The 17,764-nt window shown below is 62.8% G+C and carries 15 protein-coding genes; 13 read left to right on the top strand and 2 right to left on the bottom strand.

Going from position 1 to position 17,764, the window contains the following annotated elements; genetic code table 11:
* Positions 1-20 precede the first annotated feature (20 nt).
* The gene (locus GKC30_RS01285; protein ID WP_155931725.1) at positions 21-578 is read right to left on the bottom strand and encodes a BON domain-containing protein; all 558 of its coding nucleotides are present in this window, start codon (positions 576-578) and stop codon (positions 21-23) included.
* A gap of 149 nt (positions 579-727) precedes the next feature.
* On the opposite strand from GKC30_RS01285, the gene GKC30_RS01280 reads away from it, so the two are divergent.
* From GKC30_RS01280 to GKC30_RS01250, 7 genes are all read left to right on the top strand, one after another.
* Positions 728-1,687, top strand: coding sequence for a DnaJ C-terminal domain-containing protein (locus GKC30_RS01280; protein ID WP_155931723.1), 960 nt, complete (start codon positions 728-730; stop codon positions 1,685-1,687).
* A 12-nt stretch (positions 1,688-1,699) separates the two neighbouring features.
* Positions 1,700-2,035, top strand: coding sequence for a chaperone modulator CbpM (locus tag GKC30_RS01275; protein ID WP_155931721.1), 336 nt, complete (start codon positions 1,700-1,702; stop codon positions 2,033-2,035).
* An 89-nt stretch (positions 2,036-2,124) separates the two neighbouring features.
* Complete coding sequence (gene clpB / locus GKC30_RS01270; RefSeq protein WP_155931719.1) at positions 2,125-4,722, top strand: ATP-dependent chaperone ClpB; 2,598 nt, start codon at positions 2,125-2,127, stop codon at positions 4,720-4,722.
* A 151-nt stretch (positions 4,723-4,873) separates the two neighbouring features.
* Positions 4,874-6,157, top strand: a complete 1,284-nt coding sequence (locus GKC30_RS01265) for a Fic family protein (protein ID WP_196772774.1) — start codon at positions 4,874-4,876, stop codon at positions 6,155-6,157.
* 78 nt (positions 6,158-6,235) lie between these two features.
* Positions 6,236-7,396 carry a Bcr/CflA family efflux MFS transporter gene (locus GKC30_RS01260; protein ID WP_155931715.1) on the top strand — a complete coding sequence of 387 codons (1,161 nt, stop codon included), beginning with the start codon at positions 6,236-6,238 and terminating at the stop codon, positions 7,394-7,396.
* A gap of 215 nt (positions 7,397-7,611) precedes the next feature.
* Positions 7,612-8,205 (top strand): hypothetical protein, encoded by a 594-nt coding sequence (locus tag GKC30_RS01255; RefSeq protein ID WP_231116986.1) that lies wholly within the window; start codon positions 7,612-7,614, stop codon positions 8,203-8,205.
* Positions 8,189-8,638 (top strand): hypothetical protein, encoded by a 450-nt coding sequence (locus GKC30_RS01250; protein WP_155931713.1) that lies wholly within the window; start codon positions 8,189-8,191, stop codon positions 8,636-8,638. The genes GKC30_RS01255 and GKC30_RS01250 overlap by 17 nt, the downstream gene beginning before the upstream one ends.
* A gap of 27 nt (positions 8,639-8,665) precedes the next feature.
* On the opposite strand, the gene GKC30_RS01245 is transcribed toward GKC30_RS01250, so the two are convergent.
* Positions 8,666-9,646, bottom strand: coding sequence for a YheT family hydrolase (locus GKC30_RS01245; RefSeq protein ID WP_155931711.1), 981 nt, complete (start codon positions 9,644-9,646; stop codon positions 8,666-8,668).
* 114 nt (positions 9,647-9,760) lie between these two features.
* Here GKC30_RS01245 and GKC30_RS01240 point away from each other — a divergent pair, with 114 nt between their 5' ends.
* The 6 genes from GKC30_RS01240 to gatA all read left to right on the top strand — a co-directional run bounded on the left by GKC30_RS01240 (position 9,761) and on the right by gatA (position 17,749).
* Positions 9,761-10,966 (top strand): aminopeptidase, encoded by a 1,206-nt coding sequence (locus GKC30_RS01240; RefSeq protein WP_367613912.1) that lies wholly within the window; start codon positions 9,761-9,763, stop codon positions 10,964-10,966.
* Between the two features lie 152 nt (positions 10,967-11,118).
* Positions 11,119-11,784, top strand: coding sequence for a nucleotide exchange factor GrpE (locus tag GKC30_RS01235; protein ID WP_196772773.1), 666 nt, complete (start codon positions 11,119-11,121; stop codon positions 11,782-11,784).
* A 110-nt stretch (positions 11,785-11,894) separates the two neighbouring features.
* Positions 11,895-13,817, top strand: a complete 1,923-nt coding sequence (gene dnaK / locus GKC30_RS01230; protein ID WP_155931709.1) for a molecular chaperone DnaK — start codon at positions 11,895-11,897, stop codon at positions 13,815-13,817.
* A gap of 113 nt (positions 13,818-13,930) precedes the next feature.
* A complete protein-coding gene (locus GKC30_RS01225) occupies positions 13,931-15,937 on the top strand; it encodes a type 1 periplasmic-binding domain-containing protein (protein WP_231116985.1) in 2,007 nt (668 codons plus the stop codon).
* Between the two features lie 44 nt (positions 15,938-15,981).
* The gene (gene gatC / locus GKC30_RS01220; RefSeq protein WP_155931705.1) at positions 15,982-16,266 is read left to right on the top strand and encodes an Asp-tRNA(Asn)/Glu-tRNA(Gln) amidotransferase subunit GatC; all 285 of its coding nucleotides are present in this window, start codon (positions 15,982-15,984) and stop codon (positions 16,264-16,266) included.
* A gap of 25 nt (positions 16,267-16,291) precedes the next feature.
* Entirely contained in the window at positions 16,292-17,749 is a 1,458-nt protein-coding gene (gene gatA / locus GKC30_RS01215) for an Asp-tRNA(Asn)/Glu-tRNA(Gln) amidotransferase subunit GatA (protein WP_155931703.1), read from the top strand.
* The last annotated feature ends 15 nt before the right edge of the window (positions 17,750-17,764 follow it).

Here is a 17,764-nt window from a genome sequence, read left to right as displayed (position 1 = left end):
ATGATATGGTTGTGTCGCGTCTATCTGGGCGGGATCAGATAGGATGTCACCTTGCGAACGCCCTGGACGCCCCGGGCGATGCGCACCGCCAGCTGGGCGTCCGCCTGGCTGCGGACCATGCCGATCATGACCACTTCGCCGTTCATGGTCTCGGTCTCGATCTGGGTGGAACTCAGCTGCTTCTCGGCGATGAGGGCGGCGCGAACCCTGGCAGCGATCTCCAAATCATCGGTCAGGGTGTCGGTTTCATTCACCAGGTGGGTGTAAACCTGATCGACGCCCTCGGTCTTCCGGGCGGAGTCCGCGGCAAAGTCGCGGAAGTCCCGGTCATCGATGGCTCCTACCAGATAGACATGGCGTAGAAAGCAGTACACATGGATCTTGAGAGCCTTCTTGGCGTCGCGGTCGGCCATGGCCTTTTTGATGCTCAGGGAAATCTTCTTGTCCACGGCCTGGTCGGCCACGCTGCGTTCGTCGCGGATGCTGCCGTACACGGCTCCCCAGGGAGTCCAGGCCGCGCAGGCAAAGGCGAGGGCGACAAGCAGGAGGCAGGGAACGGTTCTCCGGGGGTGTTGCATCAAGGGCTTCCTTTGGCTCCTGTGGAAAACTTTGTGGAAAAAATGTCGTGTCCGGGTCGGTTCCTTTCTTGACACAACCTGAAAGCATATTACCTTAGAATCCTGATTCAATAAAATGTTTTTTCTCCTAACAGAGGAATTCCCGTCCAATGGAATACAAAGACTACTACAAGTTGCTTGGCGTGTCCCGGTCCGCGACCAAGGATGAGATCGGCAAGGCTTTCAAGAAGCTGGCCCGCAAGTTCCATCCCGACCTCAATCCCAACGACGCCGCTGCCGAGGGCCGGTTCAAGGAGATCAACGAGGCTTACGAAGTGCTCAAGGACGAGAAGAAACGCAAGCTCTACGACCAGTTCGGTTCGGACTGGGAGCACGGGCAGCACTTTCAGCCTCCCCCGGGATACGAGAACGTCAATTTTGGCGGCGGGGCCGGATTCTCGGACTTTTTCGAGACCATCTTCGGTGGGGGCGGCGGCAGCTTCCGCGGCGGCTTCCAGCAGGGTGGTTATTCCCAGGGGTTCGGAGGTTCCGGGTATCATTCGCGCCCACGGCGCGGGAGCGACTCCGAGGCCGTGTACGAGCTGACCCTTGAGGAGGCATATCAGGGCGGGGCCAAGTCCATCACGCTTCAGGAGCAGGTGGCCGGGCCGGACAACATTCCGCGGCTGACCACCAAGACCTTGGAGGTCAAGGTGCCCGCCGGGGTCAAGGACGGGCAGAAGATCCGACTGGCCGGGCAAGGGAATCCCGGCATGAACGGAGGGGCCAGGGGCGATTTGTATCTGCGGATCAGGCTCGTGCCGCATCATCTCTACAAGGTCAAGGACAGCGACATTGTCCTTGATCTGCCGCTGGCTCCTTGGGAGGCCGCCCTCGGGGCCACGGTACGCATCCCGACTTTGGACGGGCCGGTGGAGATGAAGATTCCGCCGGGAATCGGCTCGGGCAAGAAGCTGCGCATCAAGGGGCGCGGGCTGGGAAGCGGCGCCCGGCGGGGAGACCAGTTTGTGCGCATCATGATCCAGTCGCCCGACAGACTCTCGGGCGAGGAGAGGCGGCTGTGGGAGGAACTCAAGGAGACATCGTCCTTTATGCCCAGGAATTTCTAGAGGATATCGATCATGACGACCAAACGCCTTGCAAAGATCATGATGCGTTCGCCCGGCCTGAATCTGCCCGAGCGTAGCGAGTATGTGGCCTGGACCCAACTGGTGGAGCTGACCAGCATCGAGCCGTCCCAGGTGGCGGAACTGGTCGACCTCGGCTGGATTACTCCGGCCCGCACCGGGGCTTCGGAATATCTCTTCCGGTTGCGCGATGTCTACCGCATCCACAAGCTGATGCGGCTGGTCAAGGACCTCGACATCTCCTTTGACGGCGGGTCCATCATTGTGGATCTGCTGGAGCGCATCGAGGAATTGGAAAAGGAAATAGAGGAACTCAGGCGGCTTGTCTGATCCCTCGGACAATGCCGGGTTTTCGGGCGCGAGCCGTTGGCATCGCGGCCCGGCCGTCCCGGTGAATAGGTGAGCAAGGAGGACCGCGAATGGATCCCAACAAATTCACGCGCAAGACCCAGGAGGCCGTGTCCGAGGCCCAGAACCTCGCCATCCGCCACGGCCACCAGCAGGTGGACTGCGAGCACCTCATGCACGCCCTGGTGGCCCAGGAGCAGGGGCTGGTGCCGCAGATACTCGGCAAACTCGGCGTGGCCCCGGACGCCTACCTGGGCGCGGTGGACGCCGAAATAGCCCGGCAGCCCCGCGTTTCCGGCCCGGGAGCCCGGCCAGACCAGATTCTGGTCACCCAGCGGCTTCAGTCCGTGCTGGTGGCGGCCGACGATCAGGCCCGCCGCCTCAAGGACGAGTTCGTTTCGGTGGAGCACGTTTTTCTTTCCCTGATGAATGAGCCGCCTTCAACGGGGGTGGGTCGAGTCAACAAGCAGTTCGGCCTGGACGCGGGCAAGGTGCTGGCCGCCTTGAGCGAGGTGCGCGGCAAGCAGCGCGTCACCTCCGACAACCCCGAGGCCACCTACGATTCCCTCAAGAAATACGGGCGCGACCTGGTGGAGGAGGCCCGTCAGGGCAGACTTGACCCGGTCATCGGCCGGGGCAGCGAGATCCGGCGCGTCATCCGCATTCTCTCGCGCCGCACCAAGAACAACCCGGTACTCATCGGCGAGGCAGGGGTCGGCAAGACGGCCATCGCCGAGGGGCTGGCCCAGCGCATCGTGGCCCAGGATGTGCCCGAGGGTCTCAAGGACAAGACCGTGTTCAGCCTGGACATGAGCGCACTCATCGCCGGGGCCAAGTACCGCGGCGAGTTCGAGGAGCGGCTCAAGGCCGTGCTCAAGGAGGTGCAGGAGTCGGCCGGGCAGATCATCATGTTCATTGACGAGCTGCACACCATCGTGGGCGCGGGCAAGACAGACGGGGCCATGGACGCGGGCAACATCTTGAAACCCATGCTCGCTCGGGGCGAACTGCACTGCATCGGCGCCACCACCATCGACGAGTACCGCAAGTACATCGAAAAGGACCCGGCCCTGGAGCGCCGCTTTCAGACCGTGCTGGTGGACGAACCCACGGTGGAGGACACCATCTCCATTCTGCGCGGTCTGCGCGAGCGTTTCGAGGTCCACCACGGGGTGCGTATCTCCGACGGGGCGGTGGTGGAGGCTGCCGTTCTTTCCAACCGCTACATCACCGACCGCCAGCTGCCGGACAAGGCCATTGATCTCATCGATGAGGCTGCGGCCCTGATCCGTACGGAAATCGATTCCCAGCCCTATGAGCTTGACAAGGCCAACCGCCTTATCATGCAGCTCGAAATCGAGCGCGAGGCCCTCAAGCGCGAGACGGACAAGGCGTCGCGGGAGCGGCTGGGCAAGCTGGAAAAGGACCTGGCCGAACAGAAGGAGCGTCAGGCCGCCCTGCTTGCCCAGTGGGAGAACGAAAAGTCGGGCATCGAGCGGCTGCGCTCCCTCAAGGGGGAGATCGAGTCCACCCGCCGAGCCATCGAGGAGGCCAAGCGCATCCACGATTACAACCGCGCCGCAGAGCTGGAATACGGAACCCTTGCCGGGCTTGAAAAGGATCTGGCCCAGCGCAACGAGGCCCTGGAATCCGGGGATGTGCCGCGCATGGTCAAGGAGGAGGTCGGCCCGGACGATGTGGCCCAGGTCATAGCCCGGTGGACCGGGATCCCGGTCTCCAAGCTCATGGAGGGCGAGCGCGAGAAGTTGCTCAAGCTGCCCGAACTGCTGCATGAGCGGGTCATCGGGCAGGATCAGGCCGTGCAGGCCGTGGCCGATGCCGTGTTGCGCGCCAGGGCCGGACTCAAGGACCCGTCCCGTCCCATCGGTTCGTTCATCTTTCTCGGTCCTACCGGCGTGGGCAAGACCGAGCTGTGCAAGACCCTGGCCTCGGCCCTGTTCGACTCCGAGGACAACATGGTTCGCATCGACATGTCCGAGTACATGGAGAAGCACACCGTGGCCCGGCTCATCGGGGCTCCTCCCGGCTACGTGGGCTACGACGAGGGTGGCCAGCTGACCGAGGCCGTGCGCCGCAAGCCCTATTCCGTGGTGCTTTTCGACGAGATCGAGAAGGCCCACCACGACGTGTTCAACGTGCTGCTGCAAATCCTCGACGACGGCCGTCTGACCGATTCCCACGGCCGCACCGTGGACTTCAAGAACACCATCGTCATCATGACCTCCAATCTCGGGGCGGAATACATGCTCGACGGCATTGACGAGCAGGGCGGTTTTCGCCCCGGTGTGGCCGATCAGGTCATGGATGTGCTGCGCCGCCACTTCCGACCCGAGTTTCTCAACCGCGTGGATGAGACCGTGCTCTTCAAACCCCTGCGTCTCGATCAGCTTATGGGCATCGTGGACCTGATGGTGGACGGTCTGCGGGGACGACTGGCTGACCGCAAGATAGGGCTGACCCTGACCGAGGCCGCCCGTGCCTTCATCGCCCAGTCGGCCTACGATCCCCACTTCGGGGCGCGCCCGCTGCACCGCTACATTCAGACCCGCCTGGAAACCCCTCTGGCCCGGCTGATCATCTCCGGCGAACTGGCCGACGGCGCCTCCGTCACCGTGGATGAATCCGGCGGGGAGCTGACTTTCGGCTAGCGTTTCGCGGGATAGAGACAAACGAAATATGAAGGCGGAATGGGGCTTCCCTATTCCGCCTTTTTTTGGCATAGAGAAACAAAGTGTCGTTGCAAAAGATAAAATGAATTATGGTTTTATACTTTAAATTTAGTTAGTTATGGGTTGCAAAATGGCTAGCAAGTTTGATGGTGACAGCCGCGTCGAAGTGGTTACCTTGACCAGGGGGGATCGGTTCCATTTCAGCCGCAGATATGACGACGATGCTATTGCGCAAGTCATGGACAGCATTAAGTCTATACATGAAAATCTCTGCATGCTTCCTGCTGGAGACGCTGTACTTGTCGAAATCCAGAAGCTTGAACGGCGTGGGCTTTGGGGGACGGTTGTCATTGAGGGCAACCCCCTGAGTGAGGCCGAGGCACAATCCGTGTTGGCCCGCCCAGAGGATAGTCCGGAGCGAAGTCAGGCAGAGCAGGAGTTGCTCAACGCCAGACGGGCATATGCCGCCCTTGATGCGATGCAGTTAGATAATCCCGATGGATCGTTGATTTCCGAGGCAATGATCAAGGAATTTCATCGAATTTTGACTGAAGGAATCGCGCACAAGTACAATGTGCCTGGGAAGTATAGAGAGTTGCGGCAATTTCCGAGTGTGCATGATATCAAGGTCGGAAGCAGGGAAACCGGCGGAATCTACAAGCCGCCGAAATTGAAAGAGGATATTGAAACACTCATGGGGCGGCTCGTCCAGTGGATCAACTCCAGTGAACTGCTTGCAGTAGACCCCATCGTGCGAGCTGCCCTCGCCCATTACCATCTGGCTCTGATTCATCCTTTTTGGGATGGAAACGGGAGAACGGCACGCCTTCTTGAGGCGTACCTGTTGCATAAATCCGGGATTCGTTATGCTCCCATGATGATATCCAGGTATTACAATCAATTTCATAAGCGGTACTACGAAGCCTACAGAATATGCCAGAAAGACGGAGATAAAATAGTCAATGCGTTTCTTGATGTATTCTTAGCCTGCTTTGGCGCGAGTATTGCGGAAGTTCTCAAGATGGTTGTCAGCGATTATGAACGTGTTGTCTTCAAGGAAAAGACGGAATCTCTTTTTAAGAAGCGGAGAATCAACAAGAGGCAACTCAATGTCGCCCTGGCGATGCAGAAGACTGGTGGTGTTATGACCGTCCGATCAATGAAGGAAGAGTTTCCGTTTAATGTGGTCTATGATCAATTGAGTGTGCACACGGTACGCAGGGATTTGGACCGTCTGGCCACGGAATCCCTGTTGGTCAAGGGCGAGTCGGGGTACAAGCCTTTCAGGTCGGTGCAGGGTAAGAGCATTGATAGTGTGTATGCCGCGTTTTTGGGGGTCGGAGAAGGTTTGCTCACGCACACAGGCGCCTCCGTCACCGTGGACGAATCCGGCGGGGAGCTGACTTTCGGCTAGCGTTTCGCGGGATAGAGGCGTATCACCAAGGCACCCTGTCACACCGGCAGGGTGCTTTCATTTTCAAGGATGCCACTGATGCCGAATCTGCTTCTGCTTTCCATGCTCGCCGCCTTTCCTGCCCTGTCCACCGACATGTATCTGCCCGCCCTGCCTACGCTGCAGGCCCTGTGGGGCATCTCGGTGGTGGAGGCCAACATGTCGCTGGTGGTCTTCTTTATGGCCTTCAGCGTGTTTTTGCTGGTGCATGGGCCGCTTTCGGACCGCTTCGGCCGCCGGCCCGTGCTCCTTGGCGGCATCACGCTCTTCATCGTGGGCTGCGGCCTGTGCGCCGTGGCCGACTCCATCGTCATGCTCGTGGTGGCCAGGGTGGTCCAGGCCGCCGGGGCCGCGGCCGCCTCGGCACTGTCCCTGGCCCTGGCCAAGGATCTGTACGAGGGACACAGGCGTCAGAAGATCCTGGGCTATATCGGGGTCATCCTGGCCGTGTGCCCCATGCTGGCGCCCTTTCTGGGCGGACTGATGCTCCAGGTGGCATCCTGGCGGTGGATATTTGCCTGCCAGGGGGTGCTGGCCCTGGTGGTGCTCTATGGCGCGGTGCGCCTCAAGGAGCCGCTGACGGAATTCACCAGCGGCGGTTTCCTGGCCGTCATGGGCCGCTACCGCAAGATTCTCGGCAACGGCCGGTTCATGGCCCTGACCCTGGCCTTTTCGGTCATGGTTCTGCCCCATTTCGCCTTCATCGGCGGTTCTCCCGACATTTACATCACTGGTTTTGGCGTGTCCGAGCAGGTTTTCGGCTACTATTTCGGCATCAACGCCCTTGGCATCATGCTCGGTTCCTTTGCCTGCACCCGGCTGACCGTGTCCGTCAGTTCGGTGCGCGTTCTGTTCCTCTCGCTCTTTGGGGTGCTGGCCGCCGGGGCGGCTCTGGCCGTGTTCGATGCGCCCACGCCCGTCATCATGGCCGCGCTCATGTTCTGCATCACCTTTTCCATCGGCGTGTCCCGGCCCATCAGCAACAACATGTGCCTTGAGCAGGTCAAAACCGACATCGGCGCGGCCTCGTCCATCCTGACCTTCACCATCTTCTTCGTCGGAGCCGGGTCCATGGGCCTCATCGGGCTCGACTGGCCCTCCAAGCCCGCCTTTGTCGGCCAGCTCGCGGTCATCGGTGCCCTGGCCCCCCTGACCATCCTCTGGGTCATGCTCCGTTTTTTCGGTCGGCGGCCGGAATAGGCGGAGGCGCGGCCACGTTACCCTTTTAGGGGACAACGGCGGCCGAAATCCTGTCAAGAGATTTTCTTCTATACATCAGGCGCTTTTTTTGCCCGACTGTGCCCGTTATCATCCGGTATCAACGGATGGCGAAAAGTCCATGCTAATGTTTTTGCACACCAGGGGGTTTCGCATCCACCATGGATGCGCAAATCTAGTCCTCTGCAAAGGAGTGCATGATGGAAGAGCAATGGATGCAACACATTGGTGACGATCAACTCGTGAACGGTATGCCTAAGCACATGGTCGGCGTTTCCGCCAGTATGGAGCAAAAGAAGTCCGGGCCTGTCCCCGGCGACCCGCCATACCGGACCCGACCCAAGAAGGCGGAAACGGGCACGTTCTGGACCGTGCACCCAAAGGACAAGGCGTGCGACAAGTGCAAGGCCATGGCAGGCATTCAGTTCGAGGAGGAGCCGGAAAGGCCGCCCCCCAACTGCAAGTGCGAGATTCGGAAGCATGGACAGGAGCGACGCAAGTATTATATTGACGGCAGTATTCAAGGGTATGAGGGAAGTGTGGTAAGGCTGTTCCATGGGTTGGGACATGTCAAGGTTACCATCAATCACATAACTGGCGCTCTAGGGTCGGGAGTGCAAGTGTTTTCCAATAATGACGGGGTGAGGAGTGGACACACCTTGGAAAAGAAAATAATCTTTACATTTAATATGTTTACTGGCTCAAATGTGTTTTGGCGAATCCATATAGTGCAGAAGGGGGCAGCCACCACGGTGGTCGGATACAGGATAGAGTATGAGCAGATCAAATAACAACCCTCTGCCCAAGCTCCTTCTCCTCCTGGCCCTGGCTGCGGGATTTCCCGGTCTGGCGCAGGCAGACGACCCTGCGCCGTTCATCCTTGCCTGCGACCGGGTGGAGTCGATCCTGGTGGAGCTTTTTCCGGACATGGATGCCCTTGATTCGGAAAACCAGCGATGGGACATCGGCTGTCAGGTTCAGTTGACCTTTGCGGCCGCTGTTTCCTTCGAGGAGTATCGGCGCAGGAATGCTTCCCGGTGGCTGCCGATCCACGCAGATGGCCTGCTCATCACGATGTATGACGGCAATGTCCGCGCCATCCCGCAGACCTTCTTTTTTACCGAGCAGACCTGGGAGCAAGCACGGCGCAAGCTCATGGCCATCTGCGCGGACAAGATTCCGCCCATCCCCAGGCGGGTGCTGGAGCACCGGCCTCGGGAGTAGTCGCGCCGCAGAAGCGCCGGGCGGCCCTCAGCCCAGTCCCAGCAGCTCGACCAGAAACCGGCGGGTGCGCACTTCCGACCAGTAGGCGTGGCCCTGGGCCACAAAGCCCACGTGGCCGCCGAAGCGGGGCATCTCCAGCAGCAGGGACGGATTGCGCCGGGCCTGGGCCACGGGCAGGCAGCGGCTGGTCAGGAAGGGATCGTTGCGGGCGTTGACCAGCAGGGCGGGCACGCGCACGTCGTCGAGAACCCGGATGCAGCTTGAGCGGGCGTAGTAGTCCTCGGCATCGGCAAAGCCGTTGATGGGCGCGGTGTAGCGGTCGTCGAAGCTGCGCAGGGAGTCGATGCCTTCGAGCAGGGCGGCGTCGTAGATTTCCGGGAACGCCGCCGCCTTGGTCCGCACCTTGGCCCGCAGACCGCGCATGAAGTATTCCAGATAGATGCCCAGGGCGGCCCGGCTGATGATCCGCTCGGCCGACGACAGGTCGCACGGCACCGAGAAGGCGGCCGCGCCCCTGACCTGGGGCGGCACTTTTTCCGGGGCCTCGCCCAGGTATTTCAGGATCTGGTTGCCGCCCATGCTGAAGCCGATGAGGACCACCTCGTCGTAGCGTCCGGTCCCCAGGCAGTGGGTGATGACCGTGTGCAGGTCGCCGGTCTCGCCCGAGTGGTAGAGCCGGGGCAGCCGGTTGGGTTCAGGGCCGCAGCCGCGCTGGGTCCAGCAGGCCGCGTCCAGGCCCATGTCCGTGACCATGACCGCCATGCCCAGCACATACTTGCGCCGCGCGTTGCCCTCCAGCCCGTGGCTGATGATGGCCAGCCGCCGCGTGGCCCCTGTGCGTGCCGGGTGAAAATCCACGTCCAGAAAGTCTCCGTCCGGGGTCTCGATGCGCTGGCTCCGGGGCGAGCCGGGCGGGACGCGGCGCATGAGCGGCGGATAGAGGGTGGCCACATTGCCGCTGCGAAAGGGGAGCGGGGGCAGGTAGTCGGGCGTGGGCAGGACGGGCATGGCAGAGAGGTACGCCCGAACCCGGTTGTTGTCAAAACCGCGGTGGCGGGGCAGAGTGGTGGCGACAGGGGCGGCTAGCGCTGTCCCGCAAGCCCCCGCAATGCAGGAGACCGCGTGCCGCTTTTCGATTCCGTTGATCTGGAGAATTACGCCGAGGTCATGCTCTGGGCCCTGGCCCAGACCCGGACCACGCCGCTCAGGAATGGCGACGTGGTCCTCATCCGCTACGACATCCCCGGGCTGGCCCTGGCCGAAGCCGTGTATTCCCGGCTCATGGACGCCCACCTCATGCCCGTGCCCGTGGCCATGCCCACGCCCTACATGGAGATGGAGCGCTACCTCAACTCCAGCTTCGGCCAGCTCGTCTTCCAGCAGCCGGGCGTGGCAGAGCTCTATTCCCGGGCCGCCGGGGCCATCAACATCCTGGCCCCCGAAGACCTGACCCACCTCCAGACCGTGGACCCGCGCACCATTGCCGAGGCCCGCAAGGCCGACGGCCCCAACCGGCGCATCCTGGAGCGGCGCAGACTAGCGGGCACATTGGGTTGGACCACCTGCCTCTACCCCACCCAGGCTTTGGCCGAGGCATCGGGCATGACCCTGGAGGAATACGCCCATGCCGTGCTGCGGGCCTGCTGGCTGAACATGCCCGACCCGGTGCGCGAGTGGCGGCGGCTGCACCGCGAGGTGGGCGAGATCTGTGCATGGCTCGACGGGCTGGGCATCGCCCGGCTGCATGTGGAGTCCGAGGACGTGGACCTGACCGTGCCCCTGGGCGAGAACCGCCGCTTCGTGGGCGTGGGCGGGGCCAACATCCCGGGCTACGAAATCTATTTCGCGCCCGATGCGCGAGGCGTGTCCGGCACCTATTACGCGGACCAGCCCACCCTGCGCTACGGCCATCTGGTGATGGGCGCGGCTCTGGAGTTCACCGACGGCGTGGCCGCCCGGGTCGAGGCCGGGCGCGGCCAGATCTTCCTGCAAAACCAGATGTATTCGGATTCCGGCGCACGCCGGGTGGGCGAGTTTTCGCTGACGGACAAGCGCTTCTCCCGCGTGGACCGCTTCATGGCCCACACCCTGCTCGACGAGAACTTCGGCGGCCCAAGCGGCAACTGCCACCTCGCCCTGGGCGGCTCGGTCCTCGAAAGCTTCTCCGGCCCGCCCGAGCTGCTCACCCCGGAACTGGCCGCGTCGCTCGGCTTCAACTCCTCTGACATGCACTGGGACCTGGTCAACACCCAACCCAAACGGGTCACGGCGAGATTGCGGACCGGCGAACCGAAGCTGATCTACGAGGGTGGGGAGTTTCGGGTGTAGAGAAGCGCCCGGTTGTGATTGCGAACCTGCCAGTATTGAAAAAGCCTTGCCCTTTTCCATTGACAACCCCCTGTCCGTGCTTATTTGCCGGGCATGTCCCGCCGTGGCGCGGGGCCTTTCACGACAATCCCAGCGCGAGGAATCTGACGAACATGGCGAAACACAGGAAATCCGACAATCCGATCGGCGATCTGTACGACGAGACAGGCAAGCTCTTCGGCGGCGACAAGGGCGCGGCTGGCGGGGCGGACAGGGGGCCGGAATCCGGGACAGGCCCGCAGGCTGATCCGGGAACCGGACAGGAAATCGTGGACGAACCCGAGGTCTCCCTGAGTCAGGAGGAGCTTGAGGCCCTGTGCCGTGCTTCTGTCTGTCCGGTGTGCGATGTGCACAAGGCGGCCGAGGAGATTCGGCTGCGGGCCCTGGCAGACACCGAGAACGTCAAGAAACGGTTGCTGCGCGAAACCGAGGACCTCAAGAAATACGCGGGCGAATCCATCCTGGCCGACCTGCTGCCCGTGCTCGACAACCTCGACCTCGCCCTGGCCCACACCGGCAACCTCGACGGCGCATGCAAGAATTTCGTCATCGGTGTGGACATGACCCGCAAGCTCTTCCTCGACGCGGTCAAGGGCCACGGGCTGATCCAGGTGGAAGCGCTGCGCGGCGGCGAGTTCAACCCCGAGGTCCACGAGGCCGTGGGCACGGTGGAGGACGGCGAGCTGGGCGACAACCGCATCGCCCAGGTGGTGCAGGGCGGTTATACCCTCAAGGGCCGTCTGCTGCGTCCTGCCAAGGTCATGGTCGCCAAACGCTAGCGGGAAATGTTGCGCGTCTGCCCTTTACATCCGCGGGCGCGTGATTATTGAAAACAGAACGAAACCCCTGCAATAGATTTTTCATCGCAATATTTTAGGAGGATATACGTATGGGCAAGATCATAGGGATCGACCTGGGGACCACCAACTCCTGTGTCTACGTGATGGAGGGCAAGGACCCCAAATGCATCAGCAACCCCGAGGGCGGACGGACCACGCCTTCGGTGGTGGCCTTCACGGACAAGGAGCGGCTGGTGGGCGACATCGCCAAACGCCAGTCGGTCACCAACCCCGAGAAGACCGTGTTCGCCATCAAGCGGCTCATGGGCCGCAGGTCTGATGCCCCGGAAGTCCAGAAGTGGCAGGAGCACTGCCCCTACCAGATCGTGGCGGGCAACGGCAGCGATGCCTGGGTCGAGATCGGCGGCAAGAAGTACAGCCCGCCCGAGGTCTCGGCCATGATCCTGCAAAAACTCAAGAAGGACGCCGAAAGCTACCTGGGCGAGCCTGTGACCGAGGCGGTCATCACCGTGCCCGCTTATTTCAACGACTCCCAGCGCCAGGCCACCAAGGACGCGGGCAAGATCGCGGGCCTTGAGGTCAAGCGCATCATCAACGAGCCCACCGCGGCCTCCCTGGCCTACGGCTTCGACAAGAAGGCCAACGAGAAGATCGCGGTCTTCGACCTGGGCGGCGGCACCTTTGACATCTCCATCCTCGAGGTGGGCGACAACGTGGTCGAGGTGCGCGCCACCAACGGTGACACCTTCCTCGGCGGCGAAGATTTCGACCACCGCATCATCAAGTATCTGGTGGACGAGTTCAAGAAAGAGAACGGCATCGACCTCTCCAAGGACCGTATGGCCCTGCAGCGCCTCAAGGAGGCCGCCGAAAAGGCCAAGCATGAGCTTTCAAGCTCCATGGAGTCCGAGGTCAACCTGCCGTTTATCACCGCCGACCAGAACGGCCCCAAGCACATGATGGTCAAGATCAGCCGGGGCAAGCTCGAAAAGCTGGTGGAGGACCTGGTGGAGCGCACGGTGGAGCCGTGCCGCAAGGCCCTCAAGGACGCCGGGCTCTCGGCCTCGGACATTGACGAGGTCATCCTTGTGGGCGGCATGACCCGCATGCCCCTGGTCCAGGAGAAGGTCAAAAGCTTCTTCGGCCGCGAGCCCAACCGCTCGGTCAACCCCGACGAGGTCGTGGCCATGGGCGCGGCCATCCAGGGCGGCATCCTGGCCGGCGATGTCAAGGACGTGCTCCTGCTCGACGTGACCCCGCTGTCCCTTGGCATCGAGACCATGGGCGGGGTCATGACCCGGCTCATTGAGCGCAACACCACCATCCCGACCAAGAAGTCCCAGGTCTTCACCACCGCGGCCGACAACCAGCCCTCGGTGTCCATCCGGGTCTTCCAGGGCGAGCGGCCCATGTCGGCCGACAACAAGCTGCTGGGCAATTTCGAGCTTTCGGGCATTCCCCCGGCGCCCCGCGGCGTGCCGCAGATCGAGGTTTCCTTCGACATCGACGCCAACGGCATCGTCCATGTCAACGCCAAGGACATGGGCACCGGCCGCGAGCAGTCCATCCAGATCACTGCGTCCTCGGGTCTTTCCGACGACGAGATCGAGCAGATGGTCAAGGACGCTGAGGCCCACGCCGACGATGACAAGAAGAAGCAGGCCCTCATCGAGGCCCGCAACCACGCCGATACCCTGGTCTATACCTCCGAGAAGTCCCTGCGCGACCTCGGCGACAAGGTGGACGCCGGACTCAAGGCGGACATCGAGACCAAGATCGAGGCCCTGAAGGCCGCGCTGGCCTCGGACAACGTGGACGAGATCAAGGCCAAGACCGACGAGCTGGCCCAGGTCTCCCACAAGCTGGCCGAGCAGCTCTATGCCCAGCAGTCCGCCGGGGCGGCCGGAGCCGCAGGTGCGGCCGGTGCTGCCGGAGCGGCCGGGGCCGAGGGTGCTGCCTCGGCCAAGGGCGACGACGACGTGGTGGACGCCGACTACACCGAGGTCAAGTAATCCAACTTGCCTTGAGAGGCCAAGCGAAGTATAGCATTACCCGGCCCGCATGAAGCGGGCCGGGTTTTTCTTTGCCCGTTCATCAAGCCGGGACACAACGCACCATGCCTACCATGAAAATACATACCATCACGCCCCCCTTCCTGCGGACCTTTGCGATGCTCGCTCTGGCAGCACTGTTTCTGGCCAGCTGCGCCCCGAGGCTGACCGTGCCCAGCGCGGACCTGCTCTCCACGCCAAACCTGATCGTCGAGGCCGACGCAGCATGGGAGCGCCGAAACTACGAGGCCGCAGAACTGTATTACGCCGCCCTGCTGGAGCGGCCCGACCTGACGCCCGACGCCTTGCCAAAGGTCTACGAGCGGCTGGCAGACTCCGCCCTGCGCAGCGGGCATAACCATCAGGCGCGCATCGCCCTGGAGACGTGGGCCAACATGGACGCCTCGGTGGTCCGGCTGCGTTCCTGGGAGCGGCTGTATCTCGATACCATGGCCGCACTGAATCGGGGCGAGCGGCTGCGCAACCATCTGCGCTGGCTGCTCGCGACCAGTGACCTTCCCTGGGAGACGCGGGCCGACGCGGCCCTGTGGTATGGCGAGTATTTTCGCAACCGGGGCGATTTCGACCGCTCCCTTGAAACCCTGGCGGAGTTCTATGCTCAGGCGCCGTCCACTGCTGACCGGGCCGCCATGGAGGCGGCATACCGTGCCACCCTCCAATCACTGGACAACACCAGGGTCATTGAGCTTTCCCGCGCTGTAACCGCCGAGGGCCAGTGGCGTTTCCCCTATGTGCTCGTCGGGTTTGAGCGGGGCGTGCGCGATGCCTCGGACAAGGCGGCATGGTCCGGTATCTGGCGGACCATGCGCACCCTGGCCGCCCGTGGCGAGTTGGTGGAACGCGCCCCCCTTGAGCAGACCCTGGCCGCCCTTGAGGCCCGTTTCGGTCTGCCGCGTGTGGGCGTGGTCCTGGCCCTGCCGCTGTCCGGTCCCTTCGGCAAAATGGGGGCGGGCATCCTGCGCGGTGCCGGGCTGGCCCAATGGCGGCTGGCCCAGGACGCCATGGATGTGGACCTGCGGGTGATCAATACCGACACCCCCGGCTGGGAGGCGCGGCTGGCCGCACTGCCTGCCCATTATTCGGTGGTGGGCGGACCGCTCCAGGTGCAGAATTTCAGGTTGCTTTCCGAAGGGGCGAAGGGGCGGCGGATTCTCGATACCCGTGCGGTCTTCGCCTTCCTTTCCTCGTTGGGCGAGCTGACCGAGGGGCGCGACGCCTGGCGGTTCTTTTCCAGCCGCGACGACGAGGTGCGCAGTTTGGTCAGGCTTTCCGTTGACCAGCTGAACATCAAGGATCTTGCCATCTTCTATCCCGAGGAGGCCTTTGGCCGCACCATGGCCGAGACCTTCTACCGCGAGGCTGCGCCCCTGGGCGCCCGGGTCCGGGGCATGCAGTCCTACCCGCCCAGGGAGCTCAAGGAGTGGAGCCGACGCGTGGCCCGGCTGCTCAAGGTGCCCGCCGATTTCAAGGACAACAAGGACGCGCCTCTTGATCCGCCTGATTTCGGTGCGGTTTTCTTGCCCGACGGCTGGAGCCAGGCCCAGACCCTGCTGCCCAACTTCTTCTTCTACGAGGGCGACCAGCTCCTCTATCTGGGAACGAGCCTCTGGAGTCGCGCCTTGGACAGCGCCAGGAACATCGACGAACACTACTACCGGCTGGCCGTGTGCCCCGGTGCATGGTGGGAAGGAAGCGAGGGCGGCCGCGCTCTCCAGGCAGCATTGACCGGGGAGGGGCTTGGACAGGCCGATCTATGGGTGGCCCTTGGCTACGATTTTGTGCGTTTCGCCGGAAAGCTCGGCACCCTGCCCGCGGGGTGGAACCCTGCCGATGTCAACGAGCGCATTGCCTCGGCAAGTAGCATGGACTTCAGCATGGCCCCCATCAGTTGGGACGGGCAGGGCGTGGCCATGCAGGAGATGTATCTCTTCAGCCCGGCTCGCAACGGCAAGCGGCTGGTCAACGCCGCAACCCTTGCCGACGCCATCGCCAAGGCCAGGGAGCGTCGGGAGAGGCGTCTTGAAGCCTACGAAAAGCGCATTGAGGGAGGCGGCCGTTAGCCGTCTGTTTCGCCACGCTCATATTCATGCAAGGAGCATCGACAATGAAGATAAGCCCCGAAGAGGTGGCCAAGGTGGCGCGTCTGGCGCGTCTGGATCTGCCGCAGGAAAAGCTCGAACTCTTCGCCGGACAGCTCGGCGACATCCTGGGCCACATGGACAAGCTCGCCACCCTTGACACGGCCAGCGTGGAGCCCATGTACAGCCCGGTGGAACACACCACGGTGCTGCGCGACGACGAGCCGCGCAAGGAGCACTGCCGCGACGAGGTGCTGGGCAACGCGCCAAGGCAGGACGGCCAATTCTTTATTGTCCCCAGAATCGTCTGATTTCCGCCCATACTCAGGATTGATCATGTCTGCACTGCACACCAAGACGTTGACCGAAGTGTCCGCGTTGCTCAAGGATCGTGACATTACCGCCGTCCAGGCCGTGGACGCCTGCCTGGAACGCATCGAGGCCACCGAACCCTCTGTCCGCGCCCTGATCACCGTCATGGCCGACGAGGCCAGGGGCGCGGCCGAGGCCCTGGACGCCAGGGGGCCGGACCCTGCAAAACCCCTGTGGGGCGTTCCCGTGGTTCTCAAGGATTTGCTGACCACCCGCGGGACGCGGACCACCTGCGGGTCGAAAATTCTCGACAACTTCACCCCCTTTTACGACGCCACGGCCGTGACCCGTCTGCGGGAGGCCGGTGCCGTTCTCATCGGTAAGGCCAACATGGACGAGTTCGCCATGGGTTCCTCCACCGAGAACTCCGCCTATTTCCGCACTGCCAACCCCTGGGATGCGGACCGCGTACCCGGCGGTTCGTCCGGCGGCTCGGGAGCTTCTGTGGCCGCGGGCCAGTGCTTTGCCGCCCTTGGCACGGACACTGGCGGTTCCATTCGGCTGCCCGCCTCCTTTTGCGGCATCGTGGGGGTCAAGCCCACGTATGGCCGCGTATCGCGTTACGGACTCATCGCCTACGGCTCGTCCCTGGACCAGATCGGCCCCATGACCCGTTCGGTGGAGGATGCGGCCCGGGTGCTCCAGGCCATCGCCGGGCACGATCCCCGTGACTCCACCTCGGTTAATGCGCCCGTGCCCGACTATCTTGCCGGGCTTGGCCGCGAGTCCCTGGACGGCGTGACCATCGGTCTGCCCCGCGAATACTGGGGCGAGGGCATCGACCCCGAGGTGGCGACGGCCTGCCGCGCCGCCGTGGCCCGTGCCGAGGCCCTGGGCGCGAAGACCGTGCCCCTTTCCCTCTCGCTCACGGACTATGCCATTGCCACCTATTACATCATCGCCATGGCCGAGGCCTCGTCCAACCTCTCGCGCTTCGACGGGGTGCGCTTCGGCCACCGCAGCCAGGGCGCAGAGGAACTCATCGACATGTACACCGCCAGCCGCACCGAAGGGTTCGGTGACGAAGTGCAGCGGCGCATCATCATGGGCACCTATGTCCTCTCGTCCGGCTACTACGACGCCTACTACAACAAGGCCGCCAAGGTCCGCCGTCTGCTGCGCCAGGATTTCGACGCGGCCCTTGCCCAGTGCGATCTCATCGCCGGGCCGGTCTGTCCGACCACGGCCTTCCGAATCGGGGCCAAGGCCGACCCCATCCAGATGTACCTCATGGACATCTTCACCATCTCCCTGAACCTGGCGGGTCTGCCCGGCATGAGCTTACCCGTGGGCCTTGGTGCCGATTCCGGCATGCCGGTGGGCCTCCAGCTCATGGGCCGCCCCTTCGAGGAGGCGGCCATGCTCTCGGTGGCCGACTGCCTGGAGCGGAATCTGGACTCCATGCCCATGGCTGCGCTGTAGACGATCTTTGGTTTT

Origin of the sequence: Pseudodesulfovibrio alkaliphilus, assembly GCF_009729555.1 — a bacterium.
GTDB classification, from domain to species: domain Bacteria; phylum Desulfobacterota; class Desulfovibrionia; order Desulfovibrionales; family Desulfovibrionaceae; genus Pseudodesulfovibrio; species Pseudodesulfovibrio alkaliphilus.
The sequence above is the reverse complement of the archived record's forward strand: the minus strand, read 5'-3'. Positions and strand labels throughout refer to the sequence as shown.

What these genes read in the sequence shown, in the direction of transcription:
- gatA (WP_155931703.1), top strand. Translation starts at nt 16,292, where the DNA reads ATGTCTGCACTGCACACCAAGACGTTGACCGAAGTGTCCGCGTTGCTC.
- dnaK (WP_155931709.1), top strand. Translation starts at nt 11,895, where the DNA reads ATGGGCAAGATCATAGGGATCGACCTGGGGACCACCAACTCCTGTGTC.
- GKC30_RS01265 (WP_196772774.1), top strand. Translation starts at nt 4,874, where the DNA reads ATGGCTAGCAAGTTTGATGGTGACAGCCGCGTCGAAGTGGTTACCTTG.
- GKC30_RS01250 (WP_155931713.1), top strand. Translation starts at nt 8,189, where the DNA reads ATGAGCAGATCAAATAACAACCCTCTGCCCAAGCTCCTTCTCCTCCTG.
- GKC30_RS01275 (WP_155931721.1), top strand. Translation starts at nt 1,700, where the DNA reads ATGACGACCAAACGCCTTGCAAAGATCATGATGCGTTCGCCCGGCCTG.
- GKC30_RS01280 (WP_155931723.1), top strand. Translation starts at nt 728, where the DNA reads ATGGAATACAAAGACTACTACAAGTTGCTTGGCGTGTCCCGGTCCGCG.
- GKC30_RS01285 (WP_155931725.1), bottom strand. Translation starts at nt 578, where the DNA reads ATGCAACACCCCCGGAGAACCGTTCCCTGCCTCCTGCTTGTCGCCCTC.
- GKC30_RS01245 (WP_155931711.1), bottom strand. Translation starts at nt 9,646, where the DNA reads ATGCCCGTCCTGCCCACGCCCGACTACCTGCCCCCGCTCCCCTTTCGC.
- gatC (WP_155931705.1), top strand. Translation starts at nt 15,982, where the DNA reads ATGAAGATAAGCCCCGAAGAGGTGGCCAAGGTGGCGCGTCTGGCGCGT.
- clpB (WP_155931719.1), top strand. Translation starts at nt 2,125, where the DNA reads ATGGATCCCAACAAATTCACGCGCAAGACCCAGGAGGCCGTGTCCGAG.
- GKC30_RS01235 (WP_196772773.1), top strand. Translation starts at nt 11,119, where the DNA reads ATGGCGAAACACAGGAAATCCGACAATCCGATCGGCGATCTGTACGAC.
- GKC30_RS01225 (WP_231116985.1), top strand. Translation starts at nt 13,931, where the DNA reads ATGAAAATACATACCATCACGCCCCCCTTCCTGCGGACCTTTGCGATG.
- GKC30_RS01255 (WP_231116986.1), top strand. Translation starts at nt 7,612, where the DNA reads ATGATGGAAGAGCAATGGATGCAACACATTGGTGACGATCAACTCGTG.
- GKC30_RS01260 (WP_155931715.1), top strand. Translation starts at nt 6,236, where the DNA reads ATGCCGAATCTGCTTCTGCTTTCCATGCTCGCCGCCTTTCCTGCCCTG.